This window comes from Sporofaciens sp. SGI.106, assembly GCF_050314255.1.
In the GTDB taxonomy this organism is placed as follows: domain Bacteria; phylum Bacillota; class Clostridia; order Lachnospirales; family Lachnospiraceae; genus Claveliimonas.
The window spans coordinates 1-13,098 of record NZ_JBNPMZ010000033.1 but is presented as its reverse complement, the minus strand read 5'-3'; the positions used below and the strand labels follow the sequence as shown (position 1 = coordinate 13,098).

At 39.0% G+C, this 13,098-nt stretch carries 10 protein-coding genes; all 10 read right to left on the bottom strand.

All coding sequences use genetic code 11. The features are described from left to right. Nucleotides 1-126: 126 nt before the first annotated feature. The 10 genes from ACQRCC_RS15180 to ACQRCC_RS15135 all read right to left on the bottom strand — a co-directional run bounded on the left by ACQRCC_RS15180 (nt 127) and on the right by ACQRCC_RS15135 (nt 10,556). Entirely contained in the window at nt 127-303 is a 177-nt protein-coding gene (locus ACQRCC_RS15180; RefSeq protein WP_427851585.1) for a hypothetical protein, read from the bottom strand. A gap of 573 nt (nt 304-876) precedes the next feature. Then, the gene (locus ACQRCC_RS15175; protein ID WP_427851584.1) at nt 877-1,221 is read right to left on the bottom strand and encodes a type II toxin-antitoxin system RelE/ParE family toxin; all 345 of its coding nucleotides are present in this window, start codon (nt 1,219-1,221) and stop codon (nt 877-879) included. Beyond that, a complete protein-coding gene (locus ACQRCC_RS15170; RefSeq protein WP_427851583.1) occupies nt 1,218-1,538 on the bottom strand; it encodes a type II toxin-antitoxin system RelB/DinJ family antitoxin in 321 nt (106 codons plus the stop codon). The genes ACQRCC_RS15175 and ACQRCC_RS15170 overlap by 4 nt, the downstream gene beginning before the upstream one ends. 258 nt (nt 1,539-1,796) lie before the next feature. Then, nucleotides 1,797-1,949 (bottom strand): hypothetical protein, encoded by a 153-nt coding sequence (locus tag ACQRCC_RS15165; protein ID WP_427851582.1) that lies wholly within the window; start codon nt 1,947-1,949, stop codon nt 1,797-1,799. A gap of 152 nt (nt 1,950-2,101) precedes the next feature. After that, a complete protein-coding gene (locus ACQRCC_RS15160; RefSeq protein ID WP_427851581.1) occupies nt 2,102-2,350 on the bottom strand; it encodes an SH3 domain-containing protein in 249 nt (82 codons plus the stop codon). Between the two features lie 206 nt (nt 2,351-2,556). Next, nucleotides 2,557-5,613 carry a CAP domain-containing protein gene (locus tag ACQRCC_RS15155; protein ID WP_427851580.1) on the bottom strand — a complete coding sequence of 1,019 codons (3,057 nt, stop codon included), beginning with the start codon at nt 5,611-5,613 and terminating at the stop codon, nt 2,557-2,559. A 211-nt stretch (nt 5,614-5,824) separates the two neighbouring features. Next, nucleotides 5,825-6,142: a helix-turn-helix domain-containing protein gene (locus ACQRCC_RS15150; RefSeq protein ID WP_427851579.1), complete on the bottom strand. Its 318-nt coding sequence runs from the start codon at nt 6,140-6,142 to the stop codon at nt 5,825-5,827. A 189-nt stretch (nt 6,143-6,331) separates the two neighbouring features. Further along, on the bottom strand, nt 6,332-6,754 hold the full coding sequence (locus ACQRCC_RS15145) for a hypothetical protein (RefSeq protein ID WP_427851578.1): 423 nt from the start codon (nt 6,752-6,754) through the stop codon (nt 6,332-6,334). Nucleotides 6,755-6,823: 69 nt separating this feature from the next. Next, nucleotides 6,824-8,029, bottom strand: coding sequence for an ATP-dependent Clp protease ATP-binding subunit ClpX (clpX, locus tag ACQRCC_RS15140; protein WP_427851577.1), 1,206 nt, complete (start codon nt 8,027-8,029; stop codon nt 6,824-6,826). Between the two features lie 1,237 nt (nt 8,030-9,266). Next, nucleotides 9,267-10,556 (bottom strand): AAA family ATPase, encoded by a 1,290-nt coding sequence (locus ACQRCC_RS15135; RefSeq protein ID WP_427851576.1) that lies wholly within the window; start codon nt 10,554-10,556, stop codon nt 9,267-9,269. Between the last annotated feature and the right edge of the window lie 2,542 nt (nt 10,557-13,098).

The following is a 13,098-nucleotide window of genomic DNA, read 5'->3' as shown; positions in this document are numbered from 1 at the left end:
CCACATTACTTTCACTATCTATTATATTCCATTTACGCTTTTTGCAAACAATATTCTCGATAATATCTCATATTTTTGTTTATAATTTCCAAAAAGGGAATTCCACGCACCATTTACGAAGAACCTTTACGAAGAACCCCCCTCCTCACATTCCGTTTCCAGAGCAACTTGATCCGCCGCAGCCTGAATCGCTCTTTCGACCTTGTCTGAATTGGCATCTATTAGAATTTTTAGTATGTAATCGGCGGTTGCTGCCATTGAGTTCGGATTATGAAATCTATAATTTAGTTTTCTTTTCTGCATAGCGGAGCTTCCACCTCCTTGATATCAATTCTCTGCTTAAAGTCAGCCTAGTATGTTTAAGTGTATTAAAACAATTCCGCTTTATTCACAAACCGAAAGATTTATTTACATGTAATATGAAAGATTTTTTCTACAATAGACGCCTTTTTATTATTTTTTTATAATACTCAATTTCTTTCAAACTGTTCGTCTACATATAAATATACACTTTCCTTTTTATATTCAGATTTTCTCACAGAAAGTTACAAGTTCTGAGTGACTATTTTTCAATGCTTCTTTACTATTTTTTGTAATAAGAGGTAGACACTCAACATTAAATGATTGTTTAACAAATATATTAAATGCATCTATCAACATCATTCCGGTTTTTACACAAAAAAATCATCGCCCCAACGTTAGACAACGTCAAAACAGTGATTCCTAATGCGCGATTAGGAGCTCGAACCCTGTCTATACACTCAAAAATGCCTAGAAATGGAGGTTTTCCATTAAATTCCAAATTAATCTGATACTCTTTGTGTCATAATAAATCTACTCAAAAAAAGCGGAACTAAGTTCCGCTTTTTTCATATACTAATCCCAATAATCAATCGTTTCTTGTGGAGTGGTATCAATACCGAATAGATGCCACATAAACTCCTCTCTTTCATGATAAATATTGATTATTCGAATATATTCATCTTCGATACGATAAAACACATAATTCTTAGACACAAATAAGTATCTATAATCAGTAACAACATCAAACATCTGTGATACTTCCGGTCCTTTCTTTTCATTCTCACAGAGACCTCTTATAGCATCTGTTATTATTTTGATTATTTCTTTTGCTCTATTTGTACCATATCGCTGTGTAATTACCTTTTTAAGCTCTCGCAGCTTGTCTGCTGCATCAGGAGTATATTTTATCTTTTTCAATCAAGTATCCCCAATTCTTTTTCCAAATCATCTGCATCTATCCAGCCTTCAATCTCTGCTCTTTCTTCTGCTCGTTTTAAATCAAGCATAAGCATTGCAATTGACTGTTCTTTTAGTGCTTCTTTACTGTTTTTCGTTACTATGAAAGGTAACCCTTCAACATTAAGTGACTGCTGAATAAATGTATTAAATGCATCTGTCAACGTCATTCCGGTTTTTGCATAAATATCTTCAACGGTTTTCTTGATTTCTGAATTGATTCTCACCTGGAAAGTTGAATCCTTTGGCGCTGTTGCAACATTTAACTTTGTAGCCATCAGACATACCTCCTTTTTCTTAATCATATCACAACGCCCACTTCATGTAAACACAATGTCATTACATCTGTTTTTCATCATATGCTTGATTGCTTATATTCCAAATCCCTGTACAATCGACAGATTCTATATTACTTCTCGAAATAAGGAGATTAAACATTGTACCAACATTGACTGATTGTTCATAAATCAAAAAGCGGAACTTAGTTCCGCTTTTCAATTTAATCTCAATAGCTCCATCTTCTAGATATTATAACTCTATAAGTCATATTTTTCACTTATTTCATCTAATGCATCATCGAAATCCTCATACTCACCTCGTTCGTAGCAAGATCTTGACTCTGCTAATTCTGCATAAATATTGGCAGCCGTTTTTCGTTCCAGTGTAATATTAGTCTCTTTTTTGTCCATAAATCTTTTCCCAAATTTTTTTCTATACTATAGAAAAGCGGAACCTAGTTCCGCTTTTTCACATGCTATGCTATCCCATATATATTGTGCATTTACTATTGTTCTATCCCATCCCACACCAGATTTGCCAGTGTTAGACTGCAAGACTTTCCCTACCCTTGTTCGCGCCAAATCAAGTCACTTCGTACCCAACCTGTTATACCATCATTAGTCGTGATTTTATACCATTCATGGATAATTCCGTCAGAACCATAACCGGTGCCTATCTCCCCATAAAAGGCAAGCGGTTCATCTTGAGTGGATACGGTGCCTACTAATTCACTATCATGTTGAGGCTGACTTCGTATATTTAATGTACCATCCACCCCTTTTCTGTAGTAATGCAAGGAATAATCAGACATCTGTATGGATCCGATATCGGATGTAACATAATCCGCTCTGACCCAACCAGCAAGACCAGCAGCAGTTGTCATTCTGTGCCAGTTGTGGACGTTTCCATCAGATCCTAACCCTTCAACGGTTGTCCCTGAAGTGCTATACTATAGTACGAAAAGCGGAACCTAGTTCCGCTTTTCTACTACCTAAATCTCTACTACCCTATTATCAATTATTTCTTTCTACGTTTTAAAGCAGCTCCTATAGCAGCAATAGAGCCACTCATTGTTACCATCAGTGATGCCAACGGAGCCGGATCACCCGTCCGAACTTTTCCAGAAGCCACTTTTTTCTGCTCTGAAGTCTGGGCAGGCTTCTGATTTGTAGTTCCCTGTTCAGCCGGTTTCTGCGTTCCCTGATTTTGAGTATCTTTTATTGCCTCTTCTGCTTCTTTCTCAGCAAGTAATTTATCATACTGAGCTTTCAATGCAAGATATCTTGCATTGACATTTTTGAAAGTCTCAGACTTTTCTGCAAGGTCTGCTTCCGCAACTGCATATGCTTCATCAGCCTGTGCTTTTGCGGTTTCCGCATCACGGATTGCCTGAATGAATTCATTCAGATAAGCAAATTCTTCATCAACGATTGCTTCCTCCTTCGCATCCTCAAAAGTGATGGATTCCGCACGTACCTGCTTATCCTTTGCGATTTCAAGGTCTGCTTTTGCTTTATCGAGTTCTGCAAGTGCTTCTGCTTCTGCCTGTGTTGCTTTTCTTAAAATCTCCTGTTTTTCAGAAAGATCCGCTTTGGCAGCTTCCAGTTCTTTCTTTGCTTTCTCAAGAGCTTCCGACTGTTCTTTGCTCTCTTCCTGCTGTTTCAAGATGTCCTCATAAGCCTGTTTTGCAGCTTCCACAGCTTCGGCTTTCTCTGCATAATCCGCCTGTGCTTCCTCATAGGCAGCAGATGCTCTCTGAACTGCTTCTGCTTTATCAGAAACAGCATTTTCTGCTTCCGTAGCTTTCTGAGCAGCATCTTCCTGCACAAGGGTCTTTTCATCGAAGACTTTCTTTTTCGCGTCGTAGTTATCCTGTGCTTCCTTTACCGCCTGAGAAAATTCATCACGGAGTGCCTGTTTCTCTGACACAACCTGTTTTGCAGCTTCTACAGCATTATTTTTCTCCTCCAGTGCAGATTCAGCATTTTCCAGAGCAGCCTCTGCGTTTGCAACTTCGGCGGTACAGTTATCCACATCTGCCTGTGCCTGTGCCACTGCTGCTTTTGCTTCTTCTACTGCTTTTTCTGCTTTCTCTACTTCCTCTTCTGTTCCAGTACTTTCAAACGCTTCCTTTTTCTCTTCAAGGATAACTTTTTTCGCATCCAGATCTGCCATAGCCTGATTCAGTTCTTTTTTTGCATTTTCCAAAGACTCATTTGCATCCGCAAGTGCAGTTTCTGCTTTTTTCTGTTCTGCAACAGCTGCGCTGTATGCTTCTACAGCTTTATTGTAGTCATCTTCTGAGAAATTGGTTACAGAATTGTAATACTCATTAAACAGTTTTCTGTATTCGTCCACACTGTAGGTTTTTTCACTATTGACAGCCATTTCATCTCCGGTAGGGATATCCCCATTAAACACCTGACTATGCACTTCCATATCAATTCCTTCCGCCCATGAAGGTGGATTCAGCATATAGCTGATGGCATATCCGGTAATTTTGTACTGACCGATGATGTTTAAATAATGTCCAACTTTGCGTTCATTTCTTTCTCCTTCGTCATACATTTCTTTTTCTTCGTCATACCATCCAACAAACGGTGCATGAATGCCCTGTGCCGGATTCATGAAATCTCCAGAAGCCAAGTTTTCTCCAATAAGATAATATTTGGAGTGTGCATTTTTTACGGAAGCGTAATTTGCCTGTGCCTGTGCAGCAGCCATCATTTCGTGAGATACCACGAACGGTTCCAACCCTTCCTCTGCGCGGATACGGTTACATTCATCCATGTAATCCATGGTACGCTTCATCTGCTCCAGATCAGTTGCATCGCCTTCCTGTCCAATGTGCGTATATTCTTTTGCAAGGGAGTCTTCTGTCAGAATCTTGATCGCGCCCTTGTTATTCTGCTCCTCGAAAAATCCCAATGAACCTTTTTCAGCCTGCGCTTTTTTCACATCCAGTGCTTCCTTTTCAGCATCCATGTCTGCTTTTGCGTCTGCCACTTTCTGGTCAGCAGCTTTTTTAGCGTTTTCTGCATCTACAACAGCCTGAGCCGCCTGGTCTTTCTTTGCCTGTGCAGATTCCACTACTGCGGTTGCATCATCAACGTCTTTCTGTGCCTGGTCTACTTCTTCCTTGGTCACTGTGCTTCCCTGAGACTCCTGTGCTTTCTTTAGTGCTTCCTCTGCATTTGCCAGCGCCGTCTGCTTCTCCTGTAAAACACTCTCTGCTGTTTCCTTGTCTGCTTTCTTCTGGGCTAATGCAGTTTTCGCATCAGCAACTGCCTGTCTTGCGCTCTCTGCTTCTTTTTCTGCATTTTCCAGGGCACTTTCCGCATCTTTTACTGCCTGTTCAGCAGCGGCAAATTCCGGAGAGTCTGCATCTTTCTTTGCCTGTTCCAAAGCTGATTCTGCGGAATCCAGTTCTGCTTTTGCCAAAGAAACCGCCTGATCTGCCTGTTCTTTTGCACTGATTGCTTCATTATATACAGATTTTGCCTCTGCTTCTGCAGCCTGTGCATCTTCCAGGGCTTTCTTTTTGCTCTCGACATCTTTCTGAGCCTGCGCTTCTGCAGCCTGTGCATTTTCATATGCAGTTTTTGCTTTTTCAACTTCTTCACTGGTTACACCCTCGCCCTGGGCTTCCAGTTTCTTCAAAGCTTCTTCTTTTTCAGCAACCTTTGCTTCTGCATCAGTTACTGCTTTCTGAGCATCCTCCAGCGCTTTCTGTGCTTCTTCATATGCAGTTTTCTTTGCCTGAACATTTGCCTGGGCATCTTCTTTCGCTTTCAATGCATCTGTATGCACCTTATCAAAAGCGTCCTCTGCATCTTTGGTTGCTTTCTCCAAAGCAGCCTGCGCATCTTCCAATTCTTTCTTTGCCTGATCAAAAACAGCCTGTGCCTGCTCTTTTTCTGCCTTAGCCTGCTCCAGGGCAGCTTTCTCCTTATCAAGCTCCTGCTTTACACCTTCAATATCTGATGTTTCTGCTGCACATACGGTTATAACCGGTCCTGCTACGGATGTAGCACCTGTAATTGCAGCCAAAGCAACTATAGCTTCTCTTCTCATAACACTTCACCAGGTCTTTCCCCTGTTTCCTCCCTTTCAAATATCCATATTAATCAACAGTTTCATAATTATATTAGAATTATGCATAGTTCTAATAGAATTACTATAGCACAATTCTGGTGAATCTGTCTATATGTTTTCCGTACTAATTATATTTAACCTAAAAAAGAGAACCAACTATAGTTGATTCCCTTCTTACATAAGTACTTATTTACTGCTCCGTCATTAGCCGAATCACAGCAAATACTTTCTCTCTTTCTTTTGTAGGCAGTGCTTCTATGGCTTTAGCCAGCTCATTTGCCACACCTTCTGACGAATTGTTTACTACATCTATTAGGAGATAGTCCGCTGATACATTCAAAGCATTGGCTATCCGGATAAAAGTCTCCAACTTTGGTGGTTTCACACCTCGTTCAATGACGCTGATATGTGTAGTACTTAAATCTAATAGTGCAGCCAATTCTTCCTGTGTCAGATTCATTTTTTCTCTTGCTTTTTTTATTCTGCTCCCTACTGATCTAAAGTCCATAAAGTTCTCCCTTCTATCCCAAAGATGGTATCTATTATTCTCGTCCATGATTAATAATTATTCAACTTATTTAGCCTATTTTCGACTTTATTCGACTTTATTATAAATTCTAGGGGAACCTATATACAGAATCCATAAAAACTAGTTGTAATTCTAATAGAAGCATATCCGTTTTGCAAACTTCATTAATTATTCTTTATTATTTTCAGCAATAAAATATTCCAAAAATAAATTCAAAACATCTTCTGTCACTCCATCAATATGCAATATATCTTCAACATTAATCTTTTCCACGTAATACTTTTGATAGATAAGTGCTGCCATTTTACAGGCTTCGGCAACAATATTACCCACCAATTTTCTCAAAGTGTTAACATACTGTAACATGACAGGACTTTCTCTTTCACCATTACATTCTTCCAGAATTTCCCGTATTATGTTATCACTGTTTTCCTTATCATCCGTCCCCTCTAACATGGCCACTAATTGCAGCAAAACAGCATTTTGTTCTGCATCGTGTAACCTGGCAAATTGCCAGATCAACTCCACAGCATAAGCCTCCAGATCTTCTGGCAGTGGGGGCAACTGAATGTACTTATACTTCTTTTTCATGATAAATTCCTCCTCAAATCATTTTTTAATTCATAATTTATTAAGTACAAATTTAATTGATTTCGAAAATCACTTCCCGGTAAAGACATTTTGCTTTTCGTCTATACAAACTGTTTTTCCGTTTACCTTTTTGAAAATAAACGGGTTGCCATATATCATCGTTTTGGTAGTAATTACGACTTTTTTGTATTCCGGATGTGAAGGAACATCAAACATAATGTCTCTCATCAATCCTTCAATTACAGTCCTGATACCCCTGGCACCAGTTCCGTCGTTCATTACTTTTTCAGCAATTGCAACGATTACTTCTTTGGAAAATTCCAGCTCTACGCCATCGACCGCTATCAGTCTTTCATACTGCTTGATGATTGCGTCTTCAGGATTGCACATGATTTCGATCATATCCTTCTTTGTCAGAGCATTCAGAGTAATACGAATTGGCAGCCTTCCCAAAAGCTCCGGAATGATGCCTTTTACTTCGTTTGTATATGCCGTTCCTGTACTTCCAAATCCGACCATCTTTTCTTTGAATGCTTCAAATGAACCACTGCAGATGAATAAGATGTTTTTGGTATCCATCTGAACCGTGCGCTGGTTCTGTGGATTTTTGGAAAGGGATGTTGGCACATTCACAACAGATCCCTCGATCAGTTTCAGGAGGGACTGCTGCACGCCTTCTCCCATCATTTCTCCGGTAGCAAGCTTATCGATTTCGTCGATATATACGATGCCTCTCTCGGCAGAAGAAACCTTATTACCTGCTTTCTGGTACAGAAGCGTAAGGATACTGTCAACATCCGCTCCCACATATCCTGTTTTGGAGAATGTGGTTGCATCAACAATGACCAGAGGCACGTTGATCATATTTGCCAGTGTTTTCACCAAAAGTGTTTTTCCGGATCCTGTAGGTCCGCTGATCAGGATATTACTTTTCTCAATCCCCTTATGATCCATACGCTTATAATGGTTGTACACAGCGACAGCCAATGTCTTCTTTGCTTCTTCCTGCCCGATGATATACCGGTCCAGGTAGGACTTGATCTCCGCCGGTTTATAAACATGGAAGCGTTCCGGCACAGGCTTTGGCGGCTCATATGTACGCGGATACATGGCATAGAATCCATCCAGTTTTTCTTTAACTCCATTCCTCCAGGAAGAATCTTCTTCCAGCTGTCGATTTAGCCTGAGTATGCAGTCCATGCATAAACAAACATCATTCACTTCTAAAATAAATTCAGTTGCTCCACAAATGTTACATTTCTTAAGAGTTACCATGATTATCATTCGCAGGGAGGATTAATTTTCTTTTTGATCCCTGCTTCCTCCTTTCACGTCCCACTATACAACATTTTGAAATTTCTCATTTTTTTGCACAGGAGTTTTTCATATTTCAAAATACTAAGCATCTCGCAGAACAAAAAAGCGGAACTAAGTTCCGTTTTCCTGACCTTCCAATTGTATTGCTGTCTATTCGCTCTACAATTTCGAATCTTTTTCTAGCATTTTCACTTTTTCGATACAAATCGAATCACTTTGAGCTTCTCCACTTTCATCGAAATCTCCACCGATTTCTGCAATAATTTCTGCGTCCGTGTCAATTTCCCTCTTAACAGCCTCGTTAAACTCAAATGAACCCTCTCCCCAATCCTGGTTTATTAGGTATATATTCCCTCAACAAATAAAAAGTGTTGAAAACAAAACCAACACAAATTATCCAAAGGAATTTCATTATTAAAAAAGCGGAACTAAGTTCCGCTTTCCGCCAAAAAAAGATTGGAACGCATTGTACACCTCCCCAAGTACAGCATCCCCTAGCATGACGAATCCCGCAAGCACGATGAACCCCTCAAACACGGTGTATCCCCCTCAAACACGGTGAACCCCTCAAGCACGGCACTCCCCAACAAATACTATACTACTCCATCAAGATTACGCGTAAGTCTATCAGAATTTTCATCATTTCCTTCTTTTTGCAGGTTATCACATAAAAACATTAATAATTATCCTGCCAAACAACTACTAACTGTCATTTTTTAGGTATTGCATATTACGACCTCAAACGGCCGGTTTTAGGCGATCAAACTGCCAAATTCCATTTTCTAACGGTCGACAACAATCAGCAAACCACTTATACCGCGAAAGGCTCTTAACATGAGTAGCACATGATAGGCTTCTGCCTCTGGCAAATCGTTTTCAGCGCCGTTTGCCGCTTTGCCAGGTCATCATGTGCGAAGGAGGCTTATGTCAAAAACACCGTGAAATAATTGGTTTACGTGGTAGCTGATATGCTCCAGAAAACGGCCGTTCAGAAACGGAATCGTGGTCGCTGAGCGTCGTAAAATACAGGTATTTCTGTATATCTTATTATAGTATTCAAAAAGAGTATCTCTCCCCTCAAGCACGTACTTTTCCTCCGTGTTTGAGGGGAGCCCCAAGCACGTATTACCCTTGTAAACACTGGCTTTTTATCGTACTTGTTGGTTTATGCTTTGGGTATATGTCCCCCCTACAATTACTTGTCATGATTGTTGGATTTCGCTTTTTCTGTAAGAGTAAGATAGTATTTTTTCTCCCTAAATCCAACAGCAGATATATTAATCATCCCTTCTTTTTTAAGATCTGATTTGGCAAATCTAAGAGAATTAGCAGAGATTCCCTCTTCTTTTGCTCTATTTTCCAGTTCAGAGCTTTCCTTAGTTCCATCTTGGAGGAAAGTTAAAATAAATTCTTTCGCTTTTTTCCTTTGCGGGCTCTGTCTGATTATGGCATTTGCTTCCACAACAAAATCACAGTCTTTTTTTAGGCTATAACCCTCAAATACAACTTTGCCATCCAAAATTTTAAATAAAACAGTCTTTGCCAGCTTCCCATAGTTAGATTTTTCATGAGAGATATAATTTATTCCATCCTCTGCTGTCTTGCCAACCATGAATACAGATCTACTTATGTCCCATATATCTGCACTATCAGCCATTCTTTTGCGCCCTGATACCCCAGACTGTTTATTGCTATGTACAACAATAATAAATGTTGTACCATATTTTTCCCCATATTTGAGTAACACTTTTAGACTTTCCCGCATGGCATTCCTCTCGGCCATGCGAATATTAGGCTGTAAAAAGGCTTGTATTGGATCAAATATGCATAAAGATGGGCGATATTTTTCAATTAATTTTCCCAAATAAGGAGATCCAAATTTTACTTTGGAAAACTGAGGATTTGCAATATCCATAGAAATTATGTTTTCCAGATTCGCACCATTACATTTTAAGCGCTTAATAAGCACATGTTCGATGGAGTCTTCTGCAGAAAAAAACAAGACTTTTTCTGGTTCAACTCCTTCACACCCTTTATGCATAACACCGTCCAAAACAAAAGGTTGCTGACCACTACTTATTGCCGCAGCAAGGGCACACCAAATACTTGTTTTTCCACAGCCACCATCTCCCACTAATATCGTAATTTGCCCTCTTGGGATCATGTCCGATATAAGCCAGTCCATTTCCTTCTCTTGCATATCTTTTAGCACTCTAATTCCATCGTCAAGGATGCAGATATTATCTTTAATTTTGTTATTGTTTAGCACAAATCCATCATTTCTCTTGCTCTCTTGTTTTTCGTATTTATTTTTTAATTCTAAATAATCTGCACGTGCATTAGCAAATCCTACCGCTTCCAATTTTCCAAGTGCCACTTCCGCGAAACCAGGGAATGACAATTCAAACCCATACACCTTTTTAATAATTTCCTCATCATATTTCATATTCCTATTAATTGACTCCAAAAATAACTCTTTATTCATATCTTTTTTGCTCCTTTCTTATTTACATTTAAAGTCATAAACAATATGAAATTTTCTTTTCAGCGAAAGCTGTTTATTGTAAATAAGAAGAAACGAAACTATTAAAAATCACTAAGTTTAACGATACCTATACATCCGCAATCAGTTACACCATTGCAGAAACCGCGAAGGCAACTATCCTAAATACATATGGCGAATCCAGAAACTGAGAAATCGGAGTTCCGCTACTTTACTATAAATGATTTGAAAAAGCGGAACTAAGTTCCGCTTTTCTTCCCTTCCATATATTAAGGCTTAGCCAGATTTAGTCTCTCATTGATTCATTCTGGCAGGTCGACATCAGATAATGACTTTTTTCTCTCTTTCAATTGTTAAAGCATAAAATCAAAAAAGCGGAACTTAGTTCCGCTTTTTGTTGTTGACGAAGTTAGAAACAAAACACAGAGCTGTATATTATCACAAATAAATATACAGTTCTATGGTAATATAACACTCTGTGCTAAATAGCAATTTTGCCTTGATTACCAAAATCTAGAATTTACTTGCATTTCACCGCACTAAAACAAAAATTTCATATCGACTGCGTCCTTGCATAATATAAAGGATTTTTTATTTTTGGTTTTATTTCTAAAAAGCGGAACTTAATTCCGCTTTTTTCTGTTCTTCAATTCAATATCCTTAATTTAGCGTTATATACTGCACGATTATGTAGGATATCAATATCAAAATGTATCCCATTGATTGCAATACAATTGCGGTTACTCCTTACCCGATATCCTTTGTCGTTTTTTTCGCCATCCATTGCATTAGCAGTAATGTAGCTATCATTCGTATCGCCCCAGATCATTTGATTGAGCTGATGCTCTCCAGACTCCCAATTTGCATTATTTCCCGAAAGCTGGAACCACACCGCATTGTTCCATGGATTCTTTTTTTCTCTCTACCTGTTTTATTATCAACATATACAGCATCTTTCGAATCTTTCCATTTCTTTTTCCTGGGGAAATTGTACCATCCTGGAGAATCATATGTAAGCAGATTCACAAATAGATGCCGTTGTTCCATATAAGTTTTTTCTCGATATTCCGACTCCAAGCAGACTGGTTGTATGCCCTTTTTTTACACATTTCAACAAAGTCCTTTGCTCTGCGTATCAATTCTGCATCTTCGACATTACCTTTCACTTTTTAATCCCCCTTTCTTTTTTGGTCAAAAAGAATATGGTAGATTTTTTCTTTTCAAGTCGGTTTTTTAAAAAAACAATTATTTTCAGATAATGGAGTGTAAGATCAAAAAAAGCGGAACTAAGTTCCGCTTTTTTACTATTTTACTTGGCAGCACAATTACTGTTCAGTCCTAATGTCCACCAGAAAAATTAACAATCTCCAAGCCCTGTTGTCGTCTGGTTTCAATGATACTTAAGCAATTACACAGAACTTCGATACTGTGGTTACATCTAAAAATGCCTGCCTATTTCAATTATTGTTGAATTTTCGGAGTCCGAACACATTTACCGTAGACACACCAGATATGAAATCGGTGTGCATGGAAAGAACAAGAAAAAGCATAGAGTAGCTGTGTTTTATGTCTTTTTCTGCAGCAGCAGAGAACTGTTTTGGTAAGAAACTAACCGGGTCGGATAATAATGAAGATTATTGAAGATAGAAAAATCTTGGGACAATGTAATGACAGGACACGTAGCTTCCATATAAATCCTCTTATGACCAATGTATCCAGACTGTACCCCGGTTTTCTGCCGGTGGCAATGCGGCTGTTTTTGATCTTTTTTGGAAAGGTTTTACGGAAAAGGCAAAAAGAATTCTCATGATCAGTATAAATATCATAATAAGAGACAGCGTGTTCAGTTAGTAGCTTAAAGGCAATGTAAGTGCATATTTTTAGTGAAACCATCCTCATTTATCGAAATATTTGATATGATATACGAAGAAACGCCAGAACCGGCATTGCCGGAACTGGCGTTTCTTGATTAGGGACTTATTTTATCGCCCTTGATAAAAGATTAAAAACAGGGAACTCAACAAAAGCGGAACTAAGTTCCGCTTTCCGCCAAAAAAAGATTGGAACGCATTGTATGAATATTCCGGGTGAGATTCCATCAGCTGTCCGGTGATATGGAAATCACTTTTTATATTCACTTTTGTACATATCGGATCATAATTTCTACGAGAATATTGGTAAAGGCTGCTACGCACCGCAGATGCGGCAAGGCCTTGACGAATATTCCCATAGAAATGGATACATAATCAAGCACTAAAAGGCGATTTCCGAGTACCGGAACTCTGATTTCCAAATTTCCGGATTCGCGATTTCTAGCCGCAAGAATATTCAATTGTACACCTCCCCAAGTACAGTATCCCCTAGCATGACGAATCCCTCAAGCACGATGACCCCTCAAACACAGTGTATTCCCCCTTAAGCACGGCGCTCCCCAACAAATACTCTACTACTCCATCAAGATCACACGTAAGTCTATCAGAATTTTCATCATTTCCTTCTTTTTGCAGGTTATCACATAAAAATA

Bases quoted from the DNA above. Each gene is read 5' to 3' on its own strand.
- ACQRCC_RS15180 (WP_427851585.1), bottom strand. From the start codon at position 303: ATGCAGAAAAGAAAACTAAATTATAGATTTCATAATCCGAACTCAATG.
- ACQRCC_RS15170 (WP_427851583.1), bottom strand. From the start codon at position 1,538: ATGGCTACAAAGTTAAATGTTGCAACAGCGCCAAAGGATTCAACTTTC.
- ACQRCC_RS15165 (WP_427851582.1), bottom strand. From the start codon at position 1,949: ATGGACAAAAAAGAGACTAATATTACACTGGAACGAAAAACGGCTGCC.
- ACQRCC_RS15160 (WP_427851581.1), bottom strand. From the start codon at position 2,350: ATGTCTGATTATTCCTTGCATTACTACAGAAAAGGGGTGGATGGTACA.
- ACQRCC_RS15155 (WP_427851580.1), bottom strand. From the start codon at position 5,613: ATGAGAAGAGAAGCTATAGTTGCTTTGGCTGCAATTACAGGTGCTACA.
- ACQRCC_RS15150 (WP_427851579.1), bottom strand. From the start codon at position 6,142: ATGGACTTTAGATCAGTAGGGAGCAGAATAAAAAAAGCAAGAGAAAAA.
- ACQRCC_RS15145 (WP_427851578.1), bottom strand. From the start codon at position 6,754: ATGAAAAAGAAGTATAAGTACATTCAGTTGCCCCCACTGCCAGAAGAT.
- clpX (WP_427851577.1), bottom strand. From the start codon at position 8,029: ATGGTAACTCTTAAGAAATGTAACATTTGTGGAGCAACTGAATTTATT.
- ACQRCC_RS15135 (WP_427851576.1), bottom strand. From the start codon at position 10,556: ATGAATAAAGAGTTATTTTTGGAGTCAATTAATAGGAATATGAAATAT.